The sequence below is a fragment of the Methylobacterium sp. HJ2 genome (genome assembly GCF_056431005.1).
In genome coordinates, this window is record NZ_JBWJYM010000007.1 from 169,763 (window position 1) to 190,456 (window position 20,694).

Consider the following 20,694-nt stretch of genomic DNA (forward strand, 5'->3'; position numbering starts at 1 on the left):
CTCGCACCTGCACAGAGCAGGTCGTTTGTCAGGTCACCGCATGGACAACCCGGTCGGGTCCACCAAGCGCTCGTCGGCGGCGGGCGGATGGGGGGCCCTGAAGAGCTGCGGCAAGCATCTGCTCGGCAGCCGTGCGCCGCTGTCTGGTGCGCGCGCCATGCTCAAGGCGAACCAGCCCGACGGCTTCGATTGCCCGGGCTGCGCCTGGGGCGATCCGGAGCACGGCTCCTCCTTCGAGTTCTGCGAGAACGGCGTGAAGGCGGTCTCCTGGGAGGCCACCGACAAGCGCACACCGCCGGCTTTCTTCGTCCGGCACACCGTCACCGAACTGCGCGGCTGGAGCGACTACGCCCTGGAGGGCGAGGGCCGGCTGACCCACCCGATGCGCTACGACGCGGCCTCGGACCGCTACCTTCCGGTCGCCTGGGACGAGGCCTTCGCGGAGATCGGCGCGACGCTGCGCGGCCTCGACCATCCGGATCAGGCGGAGTTCTACACCTCCGGCCGGGCCTCCAACGAGGCGGCCTATCTCTACCAGCTCTTCGCGCGGCGCTTCGGCACCAACAACTTCCCCGACTGCTCGAACATGTGTCACGAGGCGAGCGGCATCGCGCTCACCCAGGCGATCGGCGTCGGCAAGGGCACGGTGACGCTGGAGGATTTCGAGCGCGCCGACGCGATCTTCGTGGTCGGGCAGAACCCCGGCACCAACCATCCGCGCATGCTGGGCGACCTGCGCCGGGCGGCCCAGCGCGGCGCCGAGGTGGTGGTGCTGAACCCCGTGCGCGAGCGCGGGCTGGAGCGCTTCGCCGATCCGCAGAACACCGTCGAGATGCTGCGCGGCGCGAGCCGGCCGATCGCCAGCCACTACCTGCAGCCCCGACTCGGCGGCGACATGGCGGCCTTCCGGGGCCTCGCCAAGGCGGTCTTCGCCGCCGATGACGCGGCCCTCGCCGCGGGCCGGCCCTCGCTCCTCGACCGGGCCTTCCTCGCCCGGCACACGGCGGCCTTCGAGGCCTATCGGGCCGCCGTCGACGCCACCCCCTGGGAGGCGATCCTCGATCAGTCGGGCCTCCCCCGCGACGCGATCGAGGCGATGGCCGCGGTCTATCTCGGGGCCGAGCGGGTGATCGCCACCTGGGCGATGGGGGTGACGCAGCACCGCCACTCGGTCGCGACGATCCGCGAGATCGCCAACGTGCTGTTCCTGCGCGGCCATGTCGGGCGGCCGGGCGCGGGGCTCTGCCCGGTGCGCGGCCATTCCAACGTGCAGGGCGACCGCACCGTCGGCATCAACGAGCGCCCGCCCGCCGCCCTGCTCGACGCGCTGGAGCGCGAGTTCGGCTTCGCGCCGCCGCGCAAGCCCGGGCACAACGTGCTGGCGGCGATCGGCGCCATGCTCGACGGCTCGGCCAGGGCCTTCATCGGCCTCGGCGGCAACTTCGCCCGGGCGGCCCCCGATTCGGCGCTCGTCGCCCGGGCGCTGGCGGGCTGCCGCCTCACCGTCCACATCGCGACCAAGCTCAACCACTCCCATCTCGTGCCGGGCGCGGTCGCCTACATCCTGCCCTGCCTCGGCCGCACCGAGATCGACCGCAACAGCCGCGGCAAGACCCAGATCGTGACCGTTGAGGATTCGATGAGCATGGTCCACGGCTCGGGGGGCATCAACAAGCCGGCCTCGGTGCACCTGCGCTCGGAGGTCGCGATCATCGCCGGCCTCGCGGCCGCCACCGTCGGCTCTGACGGGATCGACTGGGCGGCGCTCGCCGACGACCATGACGAGATCCGCGCGCGGATCGCCCGCACCATCCCGGGATTTGCCGACTACAACACCCGGGTCCGGCGCCCGCGCGGCTTCATGCTGCGCAACCTCGCCGCCGAGCGGGTGTTCGAGACCGAGGCCGGCAAGGCGACCTTCTCGGCCGATCCGCTGCCCGCGGCGACCGAGCACCAGCGGGCCGCGGCCTGCGACCACACCTTCGTTCTGCAGACCTTCCGCTCCCACGACCAGTACAACACCACGATCTACGGCCTGGATGACCGCTACCGCGGCGTCTACGGCGAGCGGAAGGTGCTGTTCGCCCATCCCGACGATCTCGCCGAGATCCGGGCGCGGGCGGGCGACCGGGTCGACATCCGGGGCACGCACGCGGACGGCGTCGAGCGGATGGCCGAGGATTTCCGCCTCGTCCCCTTCGACATGCCGCGCGGCGCGCTGGCCGGCTACTACCCGGAGCTGAACGTGCTGGTGCCGCTCTCGACCTTCGGGGCCGAGAGCGACACGCCGACCTCGAAGTCGGTCCTCGTCACCCTCCATCCCCGAGCACAGGCATGACGGAAGTCGAGTTCATCGGTACGGTCGCGGAGCTTCGCCAGCGCCGGCCCGACCTGACCCAGCTGGAGGCGGGCCTGCTGGCCGCCCCTCATCTCGGCCTCGCGCCGGACACGCGCAGCTTCGCCCGGATCTTCGATGTGGCGCACGCGCACGTGCTGCGCGCCCTCTCGCGCCTCGACGAGGCCGGCCTCGTCACGGTGACCGAGCGCGATCCGCGGACCCAGCGCGCCGCCTTCGCGCCGACCGACGACGCCCGCACGCTGCTGGCGGCCTGAGGCCTAGCGCCCCGCCGCCCGCGCGAGGCGGGCGGCGTCGGCGCTCCTCAGTAGCCCTTCGCCCCGATCGTCTCGGCCCAGCTCACCGCGCGCTTGGCCATGCTGATGTGCTGGCGCTCGTAGAGACGGCCCTCGAGCTTGATCGCGCCGCGCTTGGCGTTCTCGGGCTTGGCGAAGGCCTCGATCACGAGCCGGGCGCGGCGGACCTCCTCCTCGGTCGGCGCGAAGGAGGTGTTGGCGGGCTCGAGCTGGTTGGGGTGGATCAGGGTCTTGCCGTCGAAGCCGAGGTCGCGCGCCTGACGGCACTCCGTGCGGCAGCCGTCGACGTCCGAGATGTCGTTCCAGACGCCGTCGAGGATGGTCAGGCCCTCGGCCCGCGCCGCGGCCAGCGCGAACATGATCCAGGGCAGCATCGGCACGCGGCCGGGCACGAGCTGCGCCCAGGTGTCCTTGGCGAGGTCGTTGGTGCCGAGCACGAAGCAGGTCAGGCGGGTGCGCCGGTCGCGCCGGGCCTGGGCGATCTGCTGGATGTTGAGGATCGCCGCCGGCGTCTCGATCATCGCCCAGACGGCGATGTCCTCGGGGGCGTCGAGGGCCTCGAGATGGTTGGCGATGCTCTCCAGCACGGCGGGCGAGGACACCTTCGGCATCAGGATCGCGTCGGGCCGGGCCTCGATGGCGGCGCGCAGGTCCGCCTCGCCCCAGGGCGTCTGCGGGGCGTTGACGCGGATCACCAGCTCGCGGTCGCCGTAGCCGCCGCTCTTGACCGCGGCGCAGACCTGCGCGCGGGCGAGCTCCTTCTCCTCGGACCCGACCGCGTCCTCGAGGTCGAGGATGAGGCTGTCGGCCGGCAGGGTCTTGGCCTTCTCCAGGGCACGCTGGTTCGAGCCTGGCATGTAGAGCACGCTGCGGCGGAGACGAAGGTCGGACATCGGGTCTTCCTGTAGAGGCCTTGGACTGTGCGCTGCACCATAATGCAAAGCGGTCGTCGCGCCAGACGCGCCGCCGCACGGCGGCGAGAATCCGGTGCGATTGTCCCTCAGCCATGCTGCGGCCACCTTCGCCGATCAGAGGCGCCCCGTTGACGAGGGAACGCGCCATGACATCGATCCGGCCTGCACTGGCGATCATCTTCGCGCTCGCGGCGCCGCTCGCCGCGCCGGTTGCCGCGCGGGCGGCCAGCGACACGGCGGTCGGGGTCGGGACGGGCGCCGTCGCGGGCGCTCTCATCGCCGGCCCGGTCGGAGCCGTGGCGGGGGCGATCGTGGGCGGCGTCGTGGGCGCGTCGAGCGAGCGCCCGCGCGCGCGCCGCCATCGCCGGGTCCGCACGCGCCGCGCCGCGCTTCCGGTGCAGGCGCCCGTGCAGCCCAGCGTGCAGCGGGCGGCGCAGCGCCCCGCCCCGGCTCGCGCACTCACGCCGACCGTCTCGGCGGAGGCGGAGCCGGTCCGGACGGGATCCGCCGCGCCCCGGGCCTGGACCGACCCGCGCTAGGGCGCATCCCGGCGACGCGGTTGCGGGTTCGTCGAGAGGCTGCGTTGCCCACCGGGTGCGACGTCTAGACGGCCGGGACCGGGAAACGCGCGAAGGTCCGCCGCGCGAGGCCCGGATAGGCCAGCGCCTGGCCGATGCCGCGGGCGGCGAGGAAGCCCAGGAAGGCGAGCCACAACCCGCTATTGCCGAGGCCGAGCGCCTGCACCCCGGCGAGGACCGCGCAATAGCCCGCCAGCGCCGCCAGCATCAGGTTGCGCATCGCCCGCGTCCAGGTGGCGCCGATATAGATGCCGTCGTAGGCGAAGGGCGTGGCGGCCACCAGCGGCGCCAGCGCGGCGAACGGCAGGGTGCGGTAGGCCACCGCCCGGACGGGCTCGCTCGTCGTCACGACGTCGATGAAGGCGTGGCCGAGGCCCAGCGCCAGCAGGCTCACCGCCACGCCGAAGCCGAGGCACCAGCGCAGGCTCAGCCGGGCGGCGCGGCGGAAATCGGCCGCGTCGCGCGCGCCGATCGCCTGTCCGCACAGGGCTTCGGCCGCGGTGGCGAAGCCGTCGAGGAAGAAGCCGCCGATCAGGAAGAGATTCCACAGCACCGCGTTGGCCGCGAGCACGATGTCGCCCTGGCGGGCGCCGAGCGCCGAGAACAGCACGATGCCGGCGACGAGCGCCAGGGTTCGGATCACCACGTCGACGTTGACCGCGAGCGTGCGCCGGAGCGCGGCCGGATCGCGGATCTCGGCGAGCGGCACCCGGAACGGCCGGGCGCCGAGCCGCCGCAGCAGCCAGAGGCCCAGCGCGAACCCCAGCGCCTCCGCGCCGAGCGTCGCCCAGGCCGCCCCGGCGATGCCGCGGTCGAGGCCGAGCACCAGGGCCAGCGTGAGGACGATGTTGACGAGGTTGATCGCCACCTGGATCAGCAGGCCGAGGTCGGTGCGGCCGCGACCGAGGACAGAGCCGAGCACGGCGTAGTTCGCCAGCACGACGGGGGCGGAGAAGATCCGGATGTGGAAATAGGTCGACAGGCCCGCGACCACGGCGGGGCTGGCGCCGCTGATCGCGAAGGCGGTCGCCGCGATCGGGAGCTGGAGGACCACCAGGGCGAGCCCCGCCAGGAGCCCGGCGGCCAGCGCCCGCGCCAGCGTCCGGTCGACCTCCGCCGCGTCCCGCGCGCCGACCGCCTGGGCGGTGAGGCCCGCGGTCGCCATGCGCAGGGCCCCGAACGACCAGAAGATCGCGTCGAAGATGACGGCGCCGAGGGCGATGGCGCCCAGCGCCGCCGCGTCGCCGAGGCGGCCGATCACCGTGGCGCCGACGAAGCCGAGCATCGGCGTCGTCACGTTGGCGAGCGTCATCGGCAGGGCGAGGGCGAGGACGCGCCGGCCGGTTACGGGCGAGGGTGCGAGCATGGCGGGCCCGGGGCGGGAGAGGCCGCGACTGTAACCGCGCGGGCCGGGCGCTCAACCGAAAGCCGCGCCGCCGCGCGCAGGGCTGACCCGCGCGGCGGCCCGGCCGCCCGACTGCGTCCTACCGGGAGGTCGCGAAGAGCCGCGAGACGAACCAGAGCGGCACCACCACCACGGCGCCCGCCAGGATCCAGCCGCCGAAATCGTGGAAGGTGGCGAGGCCGAGATCGATCAGGCTGCGCACCCCGTCGTAGATCTGCCAGAACAGGCGTGCCGGGGTCAGGCCGAGCATCGCCATGAAGGCGCCGACGAGGACCGACAGGAACAGCAGGCGCAGGAACACGGCGGCCGGGGAGCCGCCGATGAAGCGGCGCAGCGCGCTGCCGCGCTCGCCGTCCGGCCGATAGGCCATCTGGGTGTAGGGCTCCGGGCCGCGGTGCCGGTCGTGCGGGACGTTCATTCGGCTGGTCCTGAAACTCTGTGCGGCGCTTGAGGAGGGCGTGCAGACCGGCGTCCGCTCCGGCGGGGAGCCCCCTTGAAGTCCGGGAACCCGGCGGAAGCGTGACACCTGCGTCACACCCTGCGCGAAACTCCCCACCCGGTCGGACGTTTGGTTGTTTCCCGAGCCATCAAAAGATGGCAACGGCTCGCCGAGCCGCCAAGATATCCGCACACAGCGCAGATGACAGACGTGATTCCGGTGCGTCACGGTACCGGCCCCGATTCCATGGAACGGCCCCAACGATGATCGACCACGCCCTGTTCGACCCGGCGACGATCGATCCGGCGACCAAGCGGCTCAACGCCGAGATCGTCGCCGCCCACGCGGCGCAGGCCGACCCCTGGTCGCTGCCGATCGCCGAGGTGCGCGCCCGCCGTCGCGCCGGCACCCAGGCCTCCCCCGCGATGCCGCGCAGCGCCCGCGCCGAGACCATGCGGATCGACGGCCCCGGCGGCCCGCTGCCGCTCCGGGTGATCCGCCCGAAGGCGGGGGTGAAGCTGCGCGGCGCCTACCTGCACATCCATCGCGGCGGCTGGGTCTGGGGCTCGGCCGACGAGCAGGATCCCTGGCTCGAGCGGATCGCCGACACCTGCGGCTTCGTCTGCCTCTCGGTGGAGTACCGCCTCGCCCCCGAGCATCCCTATCCGGCCGCCCTCCTCGATTGCGAGGCCGCCGCCCTCTGGCTCGCCGGGCCCGGCCGGGCCGAATTCGGCGTCACGGCGCTGACGATCGGCGGCGAATCCGTCGGCGCGCATCTCGCCGTGATGGTGCTGCTGCGGCTGCGCGACCGGCACAACCTGCCCCGCGCCTTCCGGGGCGCCAACCTCAACGCGGGCTTCTACGATCTCGGCCTGACCCCGTCCGTGCGCAACTGGGGCGACGAGCGCCTCGTGGTGAACACCACCGACCTCACCCGCTTCGCCGACGGCTACGTGCGCGAGGGGATCGACCGGCGCCGACCCGACGTCTCGCCGATCTACGCCGACCTGAAGGGCCTGCCCCCGGCCCTCTTCACCATCGGCACCGCCGACCCGCTCCTCGACGACACGCTCTACATGGCCTCGCGCTGGGCGGCGGCCAACAACGGCGGCCACACCGCCGTCTATGCCGGCGGCTGCCATGTCTTCGTGCGCTATCCGGGCGCGATGACCGAGCGGGCGCTGGAGCTGAGCGACCGCTTCCTGATGGCCCTGGCCTGAGCGCGCGACGCCGACAGGATCCGCTGCCGCCCGCTTTCGCGGCTTGGTTCGCCGGGCGCGGCTGGGCGCCCCGTCCGCACCAGCTCGACCTGCTGGCGATCGCCGGCGCCGGCCGCTCGGCGCTGCTCGTCGCTCCGACCGGGGCCGGCAAGACGCTGGCGGGCTTCCTGCCGAGCCTCGTCGCCCTGGCGCAGGCCAAGCCCGCCGCGCGGCGCGGCCTGCACACGCTCTACGTCTCGCCCCTGAAGGCGCTCGCGGTCGACATCGCCCGCAACCTCGAGGCGCCGATCGCCGAGATGGAATTGCCGGTCCGGGTCGAGACCCGCACCGGCGACACGCCGGCCCACAAGCGCACCCGCCAGATCAACCGCCCGCCCGACATCCTGCTGACGACGCCCGAGCAGCTCGCCCTGCTGATCGCCCATCGCGAGGCCGCCGAGCTCTTCGCGAACCTGCGCTGCGTGGTGCTCGACGAGCTCCACGCCCTCGTCACCTCGAAGCGGGGCGATCTCCTCTCCCTCGGCCTCGCGAGGCTGCACCGTCTGAGCCCGGGCCTCGTGGCGATCGGCCTGTCCGCGACGGTGCGCGAGCCGGACGAGTTGCGGAAGTACCTCGTACCGCAACGGTCCCCGGCCGAGGGCGCGCCAGCCGCCGCGGCGATGGCCGACCTCGTCGTCGTCCGCGGCGGCGCGCGGCCGGACCTGCGCATGCTCGAGTCGAACCGGCCGCTGCCGCTCGCCGGCCACACGGCGTGGCAATCGATGCCGGCGATCTACGGCCTGATCCGGGAGCACCGCACCACCCTCGTCTTCGTCAACACCCGGCTCCAGGCCGAGTACACCTTCCAGGAGCTCTGGCAGCTCAACGACGACGTTCTGCCGATCGCCCTCCATCACGGCTCGCTCGACGCCACGCAGCGCCGCCGCGTCGAGGCCGCGATGGCGGCGGGCCAGTTGCGCGCGATCGTCTGCACCGCGACCCTCGATCTCGGCATCGACTGGGGCGACGTCGATCTGGTGATCAACATCGGCGCGCCGAAGGGGGCGAGCCGGATCATGCAGCGGATCGGCCGGGCCAACCACCGCATGGACGAGCCCTCGAAGGCCTATCTCGTGCCGGCCAACCGCTTCGAGATCCTCGAATGCCAAGCGGCCCTCGACGCCGTGGAGGAGGCGGCGCAGGACACGCCGGACGCGCGCATCGGCGCCCTCGACGTGCTGGCCCAGCACGTGCTCGGCATGGCCTGCGCCGATGCCTTCGACCCGGTGGCGCTCCACGACGAGATCGTCTCGGCCGCGCCCTATGCGGGCCTCGCCTGGGAGGAATTCGAGGCGGTGGTCGATTACGTGGCCACCGGCGGCTACGCGCTGCGGGCCTATGAGCGCTTCGCCAAGATCCTGCGCGGGCCCGACGGGCTCTGGCGGGTGCGCGACGCCCGGGTCGCCCAGCAGTACCGGATGAACATCGGCACCATCGTGGAATCCGCGAAGGTGAAGGTCCGCCTCGCCCGCCAGCTCCGGGGCAGGCCCGGCACGGTGCTGCCGAAGACCGGCCGGGTGCTCGGCGAGATCGAGGAGGATTTCGCCGAGACCCTGACGCCCGGCGACACCTTCCTGTTCGCCGGCGAGGTCCTGCGCTTCGAGGGCCTCGCCGAGGACGAGGCGATGGTGACGAAGGCTGGCCCCGGCACCGACCCGGCGATTCCGAGCTACGCGGGCGCCAAGTTCCCGCTCTCGACCTTCCTGGCCGCCCGCGTCCGGGCGCTGATCGCCGACCCGTTCGAGTGGGACCGCCTGCCGCGGCAGGTCGCCGACTACCTCGTGCAGCAGCGCAGCCGCTCGGTGCTGCCGGGCCCGCGCGACCTCCTGGTCGAGACCTTCCCACGAGCCAAGCGCCATTATCTCAGCGCCTTCCCGTTCGAGGGCCGCCTCGCCCACCAGACCCTCGGCATGCTGCTGACCCGGCGGCTGGAGCGGGCGGGCCTGCGCCCGCTGGGCTTTGCGGCCAACGATTACGGCATCGCCGTTTGGATGACGCGGGACGTCTCCGAGCGCGCCGCGACCGAGCCGGGCTTCCTGGCCGAGCTGTTCGCGCAGGACATGCTGGGCGACGACCTCGAGGCCTGGCTCGACGAATCCGCGATGATGAAGCGCACCTTCCGCCAATGCGCGGTGATCGCCGGGCTGATCGAGCGGCGCCATCCGGGCCAGAAGAAGACCGGCCGGCAGGTGACGATCTCGACGGACCTCGTCTACGACGTGCTGCGCAAGCACCAGCCCGACCACCTGCTCCTGCGCGCCGCGCGGCAGGATGCGGCAACTGGACTCCTCGACGTGAGGCGCCTCGGCATGATGCTAGAGCGCATCCAGGGGCGAATCATCCACCGGGCGCTCGACCGCGTCTCGCCGCTCTCCGTCTCCGTCATGCTCGAGATCGGGCGGGAGAAGGTCTATGGCGAGGGTGCGGACGAGATCCTGGCCGAGGCCGAGGCGCAGCTTCTCGAAGAGGCGCTGGGCTGAGGCCGACCGCGATGCGCCCCGATCCCCCGGACGAGGACCTGATCTTGGCGCTCAGCCAGAGACTTGAGAAGACGGCAAAGCCCGCCGGCCTGACGCTCGCGGGCGAGGCGGCGATCCTGGACCTGTCCGGGGCGCTCTGGCTCCCGGCGCACGGCACGCTGGTGGTCTCCGATCTGCACCTGGAGAAGGGCTCGGCCTTCGCCGCGCGCTCGGGCCAGTTCCTGCCGCCCTACGACACCCGCGAGACCCTCGCGAACCTGCACGAGGCGGTCGCCCGGCTGGAGCCCGCGCGGGTCGTGGCGCTGGGCGATTCCTTCCACGACGCCCGCGGGCCCGAGCGCATGGAGCCCGGCGACCGCGCCATGGTCGCCGCCCTGCAGGCGGGCCGCGACTGGGTCTGGATCGCGGGCAACCACGATGCCGGCGTGAGCGAGGGCGTCGGCGGGCGCTACGCCGACACCCTCGCTCTCGGCACCCTGACGCTGCGCCACGAGCCGGTGCCGGGCGCCGGGCCGGGCGAGGTCGCGGGCCATCTGCATCCCTGCGGCAAGGTCGCGATGCGGGGCCGCGCCGTGCGCCGCCGCTGCTTCGTCTCGGACGGAGCGCGCCTGGTGATGCCGGCCTTCGGCGCCTTCACGGGCGGGCTGAACGTGCGCGACAAGGCCTTCGAGCCGCTCTTCCCCCAGGGCTTCACCGCCCATCTCCTCGGCGACGGCCGCGTCTTCGCCATCGGCAAGGGCGCGCTGGCCCGGGATTGACGCCGCGCCGACGCCGCGCCGACACCGGGAGGCGCCCTGCGGGACGGCGGATCAGGGCTCCGGCAGCAGCGCCTCCGTCCTGCCCCGCAGGGCCTGGATGCTCCGGTAGCCGACCGACGCCGCGACCTGGCGCGGCGACCGGCCATCGGCCGCGAGGGCCAGGGCCCGCACGACCCTTGCCCGCGCCCGCCACTGGCCGAAGGTGAGGCCCGTCTCGCGGCGAAACCCGCGCGTCAGGCTGCGCCGGCTCAGTCCGGCCTGCTCGGCCCAGGCGTCGAGATCGAGGGTCGAGGCCGGGTCGTCCACCAGACTCACGCAGATCCGGCGGAGGCGGGCGTCGCGCGGCAGCGGCAGGGTCAATCGGGTCTCCGAGGCCCGCCGGATCTCGTCGAGGACCAGGGCCGCCAGGTGCCCGCCGCGCCCGGCCTCGTCGTAGAGCACGGGCTCTCCCGAGAGGGCGACCAGGGCGGCCGCGAGCAGGGCCGAGACCTCGATGACGCGCGCCCGGTCGGGGACGTCCGCGACCGCGTCCGCCGCCAGATAGGCCGAGCACATCTCGACATCGCCGTGCATGACGACGGCATGGGGCAGCCCAGGCGGGATCCAGAGGGCATAGCCCTCCGGCACGACCCAGGTGCCGTCCTCGGCACGCGCCATCATCAGGCCGGCGGTCGCGTAGAGCAGCTGCGCCCGCGGGTGGACGTGCCGATCGGTCGTTCCGCCGGACGCGAACCGCTTCGGCATCACCGCGACGGCGCGCGGAACCCCCTGGTAATCCTCGGCCCGGGTCGAGCGCATGGCGCCTCCTTGGCCCGATGACGTACACCTTCGGCCCGACGGCGTTCAACGGGTCAGGTAGACGGGAGGACGAACGAGGAGAGGGCTGGACGATGGATGCCGAAACCCTGTCGCGCCGCACCCTTCGCTTCGTCAACGTGGCCCATGCCCTCGACCATTTCGTCCTGCTGATCTACCCGACCGCGGTGATCGCCATCGCGGCGCAGACGGGTCTCGGCTACGGCGAGCTGATCAAGCTCGCGACCGGCGCCTTCGTGGCCTTCGGCCTCTGCGCGCTTCCGATGGGCTGGCTCGCCGACCGGTTCGGACGGCGCACCATGCTGGCGATCTTCTTCTTCGGATACGGCCTGTCCTGCCTCGGCGTGGCGACGGCGGCGAGCCCGACGGCCTTCCTGGTGTGGCTCTGCGTGCTCGGGCTGGCCTCGGCCATCTACCACCCCGTCGGCTCGACCATGCTGGTGACCCATGCCCGCCGCCTCGGGCACGATCTCGGCGTGAACGGCGTCTGGGGCAATGTCGGCGCCGCCACGGCGTCGGGCGTGACGGCTCTGCTGGCGGCCGGGCTCGGCTGGCAGGCGGCCTTCATCGTGCCGGGCCTGTTCTGCCTCGCCTGCGGCGCGGCCTTCGTCGGGCTCGTCCCCGGCGACGGCGACGGCGCCCACGGCAAGGCTGGGACGAAGCCCGTCATCGCGGTCGCGCGTCCCGTCGCGCTCCTCGTCGCCTTCGCCTTCGCCATCGTGGCGGGGGGGATGACCTTCAACATCACGACGATCGCGCTGCCGAAGGTGGTGGACGAGCGCGTCGGCGACGGCCTGCCCCTCGTCCTGATCGGGTCCGTCGCCACCACCGTGTTCGCGTTCGGGGCCTTGACCCAGCTTCTGATGGGGCGCCTGATCGACCGCTACAGCCTGCCGACGCTCTTCCTCGGCCTCTCCGTGCTGCAGCCGCTGGGGCTCGGCATCGCGGCGGTCAGCACCGGAGTGCCGCTCCTGGTCGGCCTCGTCCTGACGATGGCGGCGCTCTACGGGCAGGTCGTCATCAACGACGCGATGGTGGCCCGGTACGTGCCGCCCCACTATCGCGCCCGGGCCTACAGCGTGCGCTACTTCCTCGGCTTCACCGTCAGCGGGTTCGTGGTGCCGATGATCGCCCTCCTGCACGATCGGGGCGGCTTCGGGTTCGTGCTGGGGGTCGCCGCCGCCTTCGGGACCGTGATCGTCGCCTCGGCCGTCGGCTTCTTCGCCCTCACCCGGAAGGACGCCCCGCGCCCGCTCGTCCCCGCGGAGTAGCGCGGGATCGGACCCGCGCGGGCCGCTGCGGGAGCAGCCGGTCCGGGGCCGGCGCGTGCGCCGACCCGGGCGCGCCGAGGGCCCTACCGCGCGCCGCGGTGCAGGTCGCCGTCGATCAGGAGCGCGCTCTTGCCGTCGAGGCGCGAGCGGTAGACCTGCAGGTTCTCCATCACCCGCTGCACGTAGTTGCGCGTCTCGGTGAAGGGGATGCGCTCGACCCAGTCGACCACGTCGACCTCGGCCTTGCGCGGATCGCCGTAGGCGTCGATCCACTTCTTCACGTTGCCGCCCCCCGCATTGTAGGAGGCGAAGGCCAGCACGTAGGAGCCGCGCCAATCCTCCATCAGCTCGCCGAGATGGGCTTGGCCGAGGCGGGCGTTGTAGGCCGGATCGCTGGTGAGGCGGTCGGCGTCGTAGGCGGCGGAGACCCGGCGCGCCGTGCGCTGGGCGGTCGCCGGCATCATCTGCATCAGGCCCCGCGCCCCGACGCCGGACTGGGCGCGGGGATCGAACTGGCTCTCCTGCCGGGCGATGGCGTAGACCATCGCCCGCTCCACCTGCGGCACCGCCGTGAAGGTCTCGTAGGCCGGGATGCCGATGGTCGGGTAGGCGTGGGCGTCGAGGGGCAGGCCGCGCTGCACCGCGAGCTTGCCCACCGCCACGAGGGCGCGGGGATCCTTCATCTCGACGGCGAGGTCGCCGAGCGCCTGCAGCTCCGCCGGGTCGGCGAGGCGCTGGGCGGTGTCGATGTAGAGCGGCAGCGCCAGCTCCTTCAGGGAGGCGGCGCCGAGCAGGCGCAGCGCCCGGATGCAGAGCCGGTCCTCGAAGGCCGCCCGGGCCGCCGCATCGAGATCGGCCGGCGCCCGCAGCGGCAGGCTGGTCTGGCCGAGCTTCGCCCGGGCGAGCTGGCCGTAATAGGCGATCGGCTGGAGCGCGGCGCGGGCGTAGAAATCCTTCGCCGCCTCGGGCTGGCCGAGGGCGTCGGCGGTGCGGCCCTGCCAGTAGGCGGCGCGCGCCAGCGAGATCGGCGTCTCGGCGGCCGTGGCGGCCTGCGCGAAGTGCTGGGCGGCGCCCGCCGGATCGCCCGCGAAGCGCAGCGCGATCCAGCCGGCGTGGAACTCGGCCTCGATGCGCTTCTCGGGGGTGCGGGCGGCGTGCCCGCCCGCCACCGCGTAGGCGGTCCGCGCGTCGCCGAGATCGAGGAGCTTGCGGGCGACGATCCGGCGCTCGACCCACCATTCGTCGCCGTCGACCAGCACGTCGGCGTTGCTCGGCGCGGTGGCGAGCACGGCCGCCGCTTCCACCGGCTTGTCGGCGCGGCGCAGATACTGCGCCTTGGAGAGGATGAAGGAGGCGTCGTTGCGCAGGCTCGGCGGCACGGCGGCGAGCGCCGATGCGGCGCCCGAGCTCTTGTCCTCCACGGCCCGACGCGCCCGCACGAGGCTCACATAGCCTCCGCCCGCGTAGCCCGCGGCGCGGCCGGCCGTCTCCCAATCCTCCTTCAGGAGCGCGCGCTCCATCCGGTAGCGGTGATCGACGCGGGTGAGGACACCCGGGAAGGCGTCCTGCACCCGGCCCTCGAGGCTGCGCCCGAAGGTCTCGCCGCGCCAGAGGTCGCGCACGAGATCGGCGGCGTCCGCCTCCAGCCCGTCGGCCCGCAGCGCCAGCGCGAGGGCGAACTTGCCCGGCGCGCTCGCGGGCCGCGCGGCGCCGAAGAAGGCGCGCACCACCGCCGGGCTCTTGCGCTCGGTCAGCAGCGCCTCCTCGGCGCGGCGGCGCAGCAGCGGTCCGGCGGGCCAGTCGGGATTGGCCCGGGTGAAGGCGACCGTGCGTTCGAAGCCGATGCCGGCGCCCGCCCGGATCGCCACCCATTCGAGCAGCGCCCGCGCGGCCGGGTCGGTGAAGCCGTCGCGCAGGCGGTCGCCGTCGCCGACCTTGCCCTTGCGGTAGAGGTCGATCGCCTGCCGCAGCAGCGTCACGTCGGTGGACCCGGCCTTGGCGGCCGCGGCCGGGTCGGGCACCTCCGGCACGGGAGCGGCCGGGCTGACGGCGGCGTCGGGGAGCGGGAAGGCGATCGGGGCGTCCGGGTCGGCCGAGGCGTAGGCCGCGGCGCCGGGGGGCAGCGCCTTGGTGGGCGAGAGCCGGGCCGGCTCGCCTTCGGCGGCCTTCGGATCGAGCTTCATCGCGTCCGCGGCGGCGGCATCGAGCGGACGGCGCGCATCCTCCACGAGGCTCGAGGGGGCCACCGCGTCGCTCGCCGGCGGGGTCGGCTGCGAGGCCGTGCCGTCCGAGCCGCGCAGTTCGGCGAGCGGCGCCGCGTGCGATCCGGTCAGCGCCGTCCCGGCCAACAGGGCGAGGCCCAGCACAGGCAGCCCTGCCAGGGGCAGGCCGATCAGGGGAAGACCCATCAGGGCCCGGCGCGGTCGCGCGAGAAACGCCATGGACGCGATCACTCCCCTGTTTCCAGGCTTGCGGGAGGTGTCATGCCGCAAGGTCCGGCCAAGCCCGTTAACAGGTGATTAACCGCGTCGCGCATCCGTTTGCGCGCGCCCGGCGGAAGCCCTATGTCTGCGGCCCGGCGCCGGCGCGGCGCCGCTCGAGGGGGACGGCGCGGCCGTCCGGGACATTGACGATGACCGAGACCACCGCCCGCTTCAGGGGCTCGATGACCGCCCTGGTCACCCCGTTCCGCGAGGGGGCCTTCGACGAGGCCGCGTTCCGCAAGTTCGTGAACTGGCAGATCGAGCAGGGCACCCACGGCCTCGTCCCCACGGGCACCACCGGGGAAAGCCCGACGCTGAGCCATTCCGAGCACGATCGCGTGGTCGAAGCCTGCATCGACGAGGCGCGCGGACGCGTGCCGGTGATCGCGGGCGCGGGCTCGAACTCGACGGCCGAGGCGATCGAGCGGGCCCGGCACGCCGAGCGCGCGGGCGCCGACGCCGTGCTCGTGGTCACGCCCTACTACAACAAGCCGACGCAAGGCGGCCTCTACGCCCATTTCCAGGCGGTGAACGACGCAATCGGGATCCCGATCATCATCTACAACATCCCGCCGCGCTCTGTGGTCGACATGAGCGTCGAGACCATGCAGCGCCTGTTCGAGCTCAAGAATATCGCCGGGGTGAAGGACGCCACGGCCAAGATCGACCGCGTCAGCGCCCAGCGCCAAGCGATGGGGGAGAGTTTCATCCAGCTTTCGGGCGAAGATGCGACGGCGCTCGGCTACAACGCCCAGGGCGGCCACGGCTGCATCTCGGTGGTGTCGAACGTGGCGCCCCGCCTCTGCGCCGACCTGCAGGAAGCCTCCCTGTCGGGGGATTTCGCGACGGCGCTCCGGCTTCAGGACAGGCTGTTCCCGCTCCAGACCGGCCTCTTCGCCGAAGCCAACCCGGCCCCGGTGAAATATGCCCTCTCCCGTCTCGGGATGATGAGCGAGGCCGTGCGGCTGCCGCTGGTCGGGATCTCCGACGAGACCCGCGGCATCGTCGACGCGGCTCTGCGCCATGCCGGCCTGATCGAGGGCTGAGCCAGAGACCGCGATGGCCCCGAAAACCGAACCGAACCGGCGCGTCGTCGCGGATAACCGCGCCGCGCGCTTCCACTACTCGATCGAGGACACGCTGGAGGCCGGGATCGCGCTCACCGGCACCGAGGTGAAGTCCCTGCGCAAGGGCAAGGCGACGATCGGCGAGGCCTATGCGGGCCCCTCCGGCCAGGACCTGATGCTGTTCAACGCCTATATCCCCGAATACCTCGAGGCGAACCGCTTCAACCACGAGCCGAAGCGCCCGCGCCGCCTGCTGCTGCATCGCCGCCAGATCGACAAGCTGATCGGCGCCACCCAGCGCCAGGGCTACACGGTGGTGCCGCTGAAGATCTACTTCAACGATCGCGGCCGGGCGAAGGTCGAGCTCGGCCTCGGCAAGGGCAAGCAGGCCCACGACAAGCGCGAGGCCTCGAAGGAGCGCGACTGGCAGCGCGACCGCGCCCGGCTCCTGCGCGACCGGGGCTGAGGGCGGGCCCGGCCCCGGGGCAGAGCCCTGAGGCTCCGTCCTGGCGAGGCGGCCCCTGGGAGCGGCCCTCAGGCCTCCTCGTCGCCGTCCTGCCGGATGCCGTAACGGCTCTCGAGCGCCGGATTGGGGCTCGGGGGGGCGGGGCGCGACGGGCGCTCGGGACGCTCGCGCGGCTCGTAGTTGGCGCGCGCCTGGCGCTCGCCGGGGTCGCGGCCGATCTTGCCGCTCAGATGGGCGAGTTCGAGGAACTCGTCGGCCTGGCGCCGCAACTCGTCGGCGATCATCGCCGGCTGGGTCTGGATGGTCGAGACCACGGTGACCTTCACGCCGCGCCGCTGCATCGCCTCGACGAGGGAGCGGAAATCGCCATCGCCCGAGAACAGCACCATGTGGTCGATATGCTGCGCCAGCTCCAGGGCATCGATCGCGAGCTCGATGTCCATGTTGCCCTTGTACTTCCGTCGCCCGGCCGAATCCGTGAACTCGCGCACCGGCTTCGTCACCACGCGGTAGCCGTTGTAATCGAGCCAGTCGATCAGGGGGCGGATCGAGGAATACTCTTGATCCTCGATCATGGCGGTGTAATAGAAGGCTCTCAGCAGGTTGTCGCGAGCCTGGAACTCCTTGAGCAGGCGCTTGTAGTCGATATCGAAGCCGAGGGCCTTGGTGGTCGCGTAGAGGTTGGCGCCGTCGATGAACAGGGCGCTGCGCTGGCTGGTACCCATAGGAAAATGGCTGCTTTCTGAAACGGGAGCGGTGGTGACATCACGATCCCGCGTGAAAAAACGGGATCTCGCGTCCACCGTCGTTAATGGAACGTGCGTACCGGCCGGCCGATCCGGCCGAGAGTGACTCTACGATGCAGGCAATACACGCGTCAGGCCGATGAATAGTGAGGCCACGAAGCCGAGCGCCCGCGACAATGGTCGTCGGACAACCACATTGTCAAGCTGAGCCCGCGTCCGGGCAGGCCCGGGCCGGCGCAGGAATCCGCGCGCGCAGAGCCCGCGGGATCAGGCCTTGATGGCGCGGCTGCCCGGCTTCACGGCCGGCAGCGCGGCGAGTTCGGGCGGAAGCGCGTCGGCCGGATAGGCCGGAATATCCAGGGTGACGAGGGAGACGAAGGGCACGCCGATCTCGCCGCGCCCGCCGGAGCGGTCGATCAGGCAGGCCGCCCCGACGATCTCGCCGGGCTCGGCGCGCAGGGCCGCGAGGCATTCCCGGGCCGAGAGTCCGGTGGTGACGATGTCCTCGACGATCACCGCGCGGGCGCCCGCCGGGATGCTGAAGCCGCGCCGCAGGGTGAAGGGGCCGCCCGGATCGCGCTCCACGAAGATCGCCCTGGCGCCGAGATGACGCGCAGTCTCGTAGCCCGGCACGATGCCGCCGATCGCGGGCGAGACCACGATGTCGACGGCGCCGAAGCGCTGCCGGATCGCCTCCGCGAGGGCCCGGCACAGCCGCTCCGTCCGGGGCGGCTCGGAGAAGATCGCCATCTTCTGCAGGAAGGTGCCCGAGTGCAGGCCCGAGCTCAGGACGAAATGGCCCTCGAGCAGCGCGCCCGCGTCGCGGAACTCCGCGAGGACTGCATCGGGGCTCATCGAGGCGGATGTCATCGGCGCGGGGGCTCCGTCGTGGTCGGGTCGGGCTGGTTCGGGCTTGTGGCAGCGGGGTCGCGGGGACGCAAGCCGCCGGCCCGCTAGCCGTTCACCCGCTCCACCCGGCTGACCGCGCGCTTGCCGCGCAGCTCCGCCACGATGGCGTTGAGATGCTGGAGATCCCAGACCGAGAGGTCGATGCTGACGTCGGTGAAGTCCTGCGTCCGGCGCTTCATCGAGATGTTGTCGATGTTGCCGTCGTGGTCGGCGATCACCTGGGCGATCTGGGCGAGCACGCCGGGCTCGTTGATCGATTGCAGCGCGAGGCGGGCCGGGAAGCGCTCCGCCGACGGCCCCTCGATGTCCCAGCGCACGTCGATCCAGCGCTGGGGCTCGTTGTCGAAGGCGGCGAGCGCCGCCGACTGGATCGGGTAGATCGTCACCCCGACGCCGGGGGTGAGGATGCCGACGATGCGGTCGCCCGGCACCGCGCCGCCGTTCGGCGCGAAGCTCACCGGCAGGTCGCCGGCCAAACCCCGGATCGGGATCGCGTCGGCCTGCGGGCCGGCCTCCCCGCCTTCCGGGAAGGTCAGACGCATGGTCTGGTCCTTCGAGCGGGTCAGCCGCCCGGCGCCGTTGACGGGCTGCTGGGGCGAGGCGGGCGCCGGGCGGCGCTCGTCCTTGTAATCCGGGTAGACCGCCCGCACGACGTCGCCGGAGAACATCTCGCCGCGCCCCACCGCCGCGAAGACGTCCTCGGTCGAGCCGCGGGCGAGGCGCGGCAGCGCCCCGCGCAGCTTGTCCTCCGAGAAGGTCTTGCCGGCGCGCTCGAAGGCCCGGTCGAGGATCTGGCGCCCGAGCCCGGCATATTGGCGGCGCACCGCCGAGCGGGTCGCCCGCCGGATCGCCGCGCGGGCCTTCCCGGTGACGACGAGGGATTCCCAGGCCGCGGGCGGCGAGGCCCCGTCGGAGCGGGCGATCTCGACCTCGTCGCCGTTGGTCAGCTCGTGCAGCAGCGGCACGATGCGGCCGTTGATCTTGGCGCCGACGGCCGTGTTGCCGACGTCGGTATGGACCGCGTAGGCGAAGTCGATCGGCGTGGCGCCGCGCGGCAGGGCGATGAGGCGGCCCTTCGGGGTGAAGCAGAACACCTGGTCCTGGAACAGCTCCAGCTTGGTGTGCTCCAAAAACTCCTCGGGGCTGTCGCCCTCGGCCAGCAGCTCGATCGTGCGGCGCAGCCATTGGTAGGCGCCGCTCTCGGTGGCGAGCTTGGGGTGGATGCCCCCCTCCTCCCGGCCGCCCATCTCCTTGTAATGGGCATGCGCGGCGATGCCGTACTCGGCGATCTCGTCCATCGCCTCGGTGCGGATCTGTAGCTCGACGCGCTGGCTCTTCGGCCCGATCACCGTGGTGTGGATCGAGCGGTAATCGTTCTGCTTGGGCGTCGAGATGTAGTCCTTGTAGCGGCCCGGCACCATCGGCCAGCTGGTGTGGACGATCCCGAGCGCCGCGTAGCAATCGCCCACGCTCTGCACCACGACGCGAAAGCCGAAGATGTCGGAGAGCTGCTCGAAGGCGACGGACTTGCGCTCCATCTTCGACCAGATCGAGAACGGACGCTTCTGGCGGCCCGTCACCGTCGCGGCGATCCCTTGCGCGGCGAGCTTGGCGGTGAGGTCCTGCTCGATGCTCTCCACCATCCGCTCGGACTTCGCCATCAAATTGGCGAGGCGCTGGCTGATGGTGGCGTAGACCTCGGGCTTGAGATTGCGCAGCGCGAGGTCCTCGAGCTCGTCGCGCAGCTCCTGCATGCCCATGCGGCCGGCGAGCGGCGCGTAGATGTCGAGGGTCTCCTGGGCGATGCGGACCCGCTTCTCGGCCGGCATGTGGCCGAGCGTGCGCATGTTGTGCAGGCGGTCGGCGAGCTTGACGAGCAGCACCCGCACGTCCGCCGCCACCGCGAGCAGGAGCTTGCGGAAGTTCTCCCCCTGCGCCGCCTGCTTCGAGACGAGGTCGAGGCGCTTGAGCTTGGTCAGGCCGTCGACGAGGGCGCCGATCTCCGGGCTGAACAGCGCGCGGATCTCGTCGAGCGTCGCCGCGGTGTCCTCGACGGTGTCGTGCAGCACCGCGGCGACGATGGTGGCGTCGTCGAGCCGGAGATCGGTGAGGATGGCGGCGACTTCGAGGGGATGGGCGAAGAACGGGTCGCCGGAGGCGCGCTTCTGCGTGCCGTGGGCGCGCATCGCGTAGACGTAGGCTCGGTTGAGAAGGGCCTCGTTCGCGGCCGGGTTGTAGCGCTTGACCCGCTCCACGAGTTCGTACTGGCGCATCATAACGCGGAAAACGTCCTTCCCCTCGGCCAGCCCCGCCCCTCGGCGAGCCGGGAGTGTCCCGCATCGCGCGGGCGGGCGCCAGATGCACGGGGTCGCAGAGCGCCCGGATTTTGCGGCCGCGCCGACAAAAAAGCCCGGCGTCGCCGCCGGGCCCTGATCCGTTCGGGAGAGCGGC

17 protein-coding genes are annotated in these 20,694 nt (G+C 72.4%); 9 read left to right on the forward strand and 8 right to left on the reverse strand.

Going from position 1 to position 20,694, the window contains the following annotated elements; all coding sequences use genetic code 11:
- Window positions 1–40 precede the first annotated feature (40 nt).
- Both ACS5RC_RS17905 and ACS5RC_RS17910 read left to right on the forward strand, forming a co-directional pair.
- The gene (locus tag ACS5RC_RS17905) at window positions 41–2,338 is read left to right on the forward strand and encodes an FdhF/YdeP family oxidoreductase (protein ID WP_478345250.1); all 2,298 of its coding nucleotides are present in this window, start codon (window positions 41–43) and stop codon (window positions 2,336–2,338) included.
- Window positions 2,335–2,613 (forward strand): hypothetical protein, encoded by a 279-nt coding sequence (locus tag ACS5RC_RS17910; RefSeq protein ID WP_478345251.1) that lies wholly within the window; start codon window positions 2,335–2,337, stop codon window positions 2,611–2,613. The genes ACS5RC_RS17905 and ACS5RC_RS17910 overlap by 4 nt, the downstream gene beginning before the upstream one ends.
- A gap of 47 nt (window positions 2,614–2,660) precedes the next feature.
- Here ACS5RC_RS17910 and ACS5RC_RS17915 read toward each other — a convergent pair whose 3' ends face one another.
- Window positions 2,661–3,545, reverse strand: a complete 885-nt coding sequence (locus ACS5RC_RS17915) for an HpcH/HpaI aldolase/citrate lyase family protein (protein WP_478345252.1) — start codon at window positions 3,543–3,545, stop codon at window positions 2,661–2,663.
- A gap of 167 nt (window positions 3,546–3,712) precedes the next feature.
- On the opposite strand from ACS5RC_RS17915, the gene ACS5RC_RS17920 reads away from it, so the two are divergent.
- The gene (locus ACS5RC_RS17920) at window positions 3,713–4,105 is read left to right on the forward strand and encodes a hypothetical protein (RefSeq protein WP_478345253.1); all 393 of its coding nucleotides are present in this window, start codon (window positions 3,713–3,715) and stop codon (window positions 4,103–4,105) included.
- A gap of 64 nt (window positions 4,106–4,169) precedes the next feature.
- Here ACS5RC_RS17920 and ACS5RC_RS17925 read toward each other — a convergent pair whose 3' ends face one another.
- Window positions 4,170–5,510 (reverse strand): MATE family efflux transporter, encoded by a 1,341-nt coding sequence (locus ACS5RC_RS17925; RefSeq protein WP_478345254.1) that lies wholly within the window; start codon window positions 5,508–5,510, stop codon window positions 4,170–4,172.
- A gap of 118 nt (window positions 5,511–5,628) precedes the next feature.
- Window positions 5,629–5,967 carry a DUF6460 domain-containing protein gene (locus ACS5RC_RS17930; protein ID WP_478345255.1) on the reverse strand — a complete coding sequence of 113 codons (339 nt, stop codon included), beginning with the start codon at window positions 5,965–5,967 and terminating at the stop codon, window positions 5,629–5,631.
- Window positions 5,968–6,251: 284 nt separating this feature from the next.
- Here ACS5RC_RS17930 and ACS5RC_RS17935 point away from each other — a divergent pair, with 284 nt between their 5' ends.
- Genes ACS5RC_RS17935 through pdeM form a run of 3 tightly spaced genes read left to right on the forward strand, consistent with a single transcriptional unit; the run spans window position 6,252 to window position 10,485 of the window.
- Window positions 6,252–7,208, forward strand: a complete 957-nt coding sequence (locus ACS5RC_RS17935) for an alpha/beta hydrolase (protein ID WP_478345256.1) — start codon at window positions 6,252–6,254, stop codon at window positions 7,206–7,208.
- Window positions 7,205–9,727 (forward strand): ligase-associated DNA damage response DEXH box helicase, encoded by a 2,523-nt coding sequence (locus ACS5RC_RS17940; RefSeq protein WP_478345403.1) that lies wholly within the window; start codon window positions 7,205–7,207, stop codon window positions 9,725–9,727. The genes ACS5RC_RS17935 and ACS5RC_RS17940 overlap by 4 nt, the downstream gene beginning before the upstream one ends.
- A gap of 44 nt (window positions 9,728–9,771) precedes the next feature.
- Window positions 9,772–10,485, forward strand: a complete 714-nt coding sequence (pdeM, locus tag ACS5RC_RS17945) for a ligase-associated DNA damage response endonuclease PdeM (RefSeq protein ID WP_478345404.1) — start codon at window positions 9,772–9,774, stop codon at window positions 10,483–10,485.
- Window positions 10,486–10,536: 51 nt separating this feature from the next.
- Here the strand turns inward: pdeM and ACS5RC_RS17950 are convergent, their stop codons facing one another.
- Window positions 10,537–11,283: a helix-turn-helix domain-containing protein gene (locus tag ACS5RC_RS17950; RefSeq protein WP_478345257.1), complete on the reverse strand. Its 747-nt coding sequence runs from the start codon at window positions 11,281–11,283 to the stop codon at window positions 10,537–10,539.
- A 92-nt stretch (window positions 11,284–11,375) separates the two neighbouring features.
- On the opposite strand from ACS5RC_RS17950, the gene ACS5RC_RS17955 reads away from it, so the two are divergent.
- The gene (locus ACS5RC_RS17955; protein WP_478345258.1) at window positions 11,376–12,572 is read left to right on the forward strand and encodes an MFS transporter; all 1,197 of its coding nucleotides are present in this window, start codon (window positions 11,376–11,378) and stop codon (window positions 12,570–12,572) included.
- Window positions 12,573–12,655: 83 nt separating this feature from the next.
- On the opposite strand, the gene ACS5RC_RS17960 is transcribed toward ACS5RC_RS17955, so the two are convergent.
- Window positions 12,656–15,013 (reverse strand): lytic transglycosylase domain-containing protein, encoded by a 2,358-nt coding sequence (locus ACS5RC_RS17960; protein WP_478345259.1) that lies wholly within the window; start codon window positions 15,011–15,013, stop codon window positions 12,656–12,658.
- A 191-nt stretch (window positions 15,014–15,204) separates the two neighbouring features.
- Between ACS5RC_RS17960 and dapA the strand changes: the two genes are divergently transcribed.
- Window positions 15,205–16,101 carry a 4-hydroxy-tetrahydrodipicolinate synthase gene (dapA, locus tag ACS5RC_RS17965; protein ID WP_478345260.1) on the forward strand — a complete coding sequence of 299 codons (897 nt, stop codon included), beginning with the start codon at window positions 15,205–15,207 and terminating at the stop codon, window positions 16,099–16,101.
- A gap of 13 nt (window positions 16,102–16,114) precedes the next feature.
- On the forward strand, window positions 16,115–16,588 hold the full coding sequence (gene smpB / locus ACS5RC_RS17970; RefSeq protein ID WP_478345261.1) for an SsrA-binding protein SmpB: 474 nt from the start codon (window positions 16,115–16,117) through the stop codon (window positions 16,586–16,588).
- Window positions 16,589–16,656: 68 nt separating this feature from the next.
- Here smpB and ACS5RC_RS17975 read toward each other — a convergent pair whose 3' ends face one another.
- The 3 genes from ACS5RC_RS17975 to ACS5RC_RS17985 all read right to left on the reverse strand — a co-directional run bounded on the left by ACS5RC_RS17975 (window position 16,657) and on the right by ACS5RC_RS17985 (window position 20,519).
- Window positions 16,657–17,313, reverse strand: a complete 657-nt coding sequence (locus ACS5RC_RS17975; protein ID WP_478345262.1) for a LabA-like NYN domain-containing protein — start codon at window positions 17,311–17,313, stop codon at window positions 16,657–16,659.
- A 288-nt stretch (window positions 17,314–17,601) separates the two neighbouring features.
- A complete protein-coding gene (pyrE, locus tag ACS5RC_RS17980) occupies window positions 17,602–18,189 on the reverse strand; it encodes an orotate phosphoribosyltransferase (RefSeq protein ID WP_478345263.1) in 588 nt (195 codons plus the stop codon).
- A 98-nt stretch (window positions 18,190–18,287) separates the two neighbouring features.
- Window positions 18,288–20,519, reverse strand: a complete 2,232-nt coding sequence (locus tag ACS5RC_RS17985; RefSeq protein WP_478345264.1) for a RelA/SpoT family protein — start codon at window positions 20,517–20,519, stop codon at window positions 18,288–18,290.
- Between the last annotated feature and the right edge of the window lie 175 nt (window positions 20,520–20,694).

Bases quoted from the DNA above. Each gene is read 5' to 3' on its own strand.
- pyrE (WP_478345263.1), bottom strand. From the start codon at position 18,189: ATGAGCCCCGATGCAGTCCTCGCGGAGTTCCGCGACGCGGGCGCGCTG.
- dapA (WP_478345260.1), top strand. From the start codon at position 15,205: ATGACCGAGACCACCGCCCGCTTCAGGGGCTCGATGACCGCCCTGGTC.
- ACS5RC_RS17910 (WP_478345251.1), top strand. From the start codon at position 2,335: ATGACGGAAGTCGAGTTCATCGGTACGGTCGCGGAGCTTCGCCAGCGC.
- ACS5RC_RS17975 (WP_478345262.1), bottom strand. From the start codon at position 17,313: ATGGGTACCAGCCAGCGCAGCGCCCTGTTCATCGACGGCGCCAACCTC.
- ACS5RC_RS17985 (WP_478345264.1), bottom strand. From the start codon at position 20,519: ATGATGCGCCAGTACGAACTCGTGGAGCGGGTCAAGCGCTACAACCCG.
- ACS5RC_RS17925 (WP_478345254.1), bottom strand. From the start codon at position 5,510: ATGCTCGCACCCTCGCCCGTAACCGGCCGGCGCGTCCTCGCCCTCGCC.
- ACS5RC_RS17960 (WP_478345259.1), bottom strand. From the start codon at position 15,013: ATGGCGTTTCTCGCGCGACCGCGCCGGGCCCTGATGGGTCTTCCCCTG.
- ACS5RC_RS17935 (WP_478345256.1), top strand. From the start codon at position 6,252: ATGATCGACCACGCCCTGTTCGACCCGGCGACGATCGATCCGGCGACC.
- ACS5RC_RS17950 (WP_478345257.1), bottom strand. From the start codon at position 11,283: ATGCGCTCGACCCGGGCCGAGGATTACCAGGGGGTTCCGCGCGCCGTC.
- ACS5RC_RS17905 (WP_478345250.1), top strand. From the start codon at position 41: ATGGACAACCCGGTCGGGTCCACCAAGCGCTCGTCGGCGGCGGGCGGA.
- ACS5RC_RS17920 (WP_478345253.1), top strand. From the start codon at position 3,713: ATGACATCGATCCGGCCTGCACTGGCGATCATCTTCGCGCTCGCGGCG.
- ACS5RC_RS17930 (WP_478345255.1), bottom strand. From the start codon at position 5,967: ATGAACGTCCCGCACGACCGGCACCGCGGCCCGGAGCCCTACACCCAG.
- ACS5RC_RS17915 (WP_478345252.1), bottom strand. From the start codon at position 3,545: ATGTCCGACCTTCGTCTCCGCCGCAGCGTGCTCTACATGCCAGGCTCG.
- ACS5RC_RS17955 (WP_478345258.1), top strand. From the start codon at position 11,376: ATGGATGCCGAAACCCTGTCGCGCCGCACCCTTCGCTTCGTCAACGTG.
- smpB (WP_478345261.1), top strand. From the start codon at position 16,115: ATGGCCCCGAAAACCGAACCGAACCGGCGCGTCGTCGCGGATAACCGC.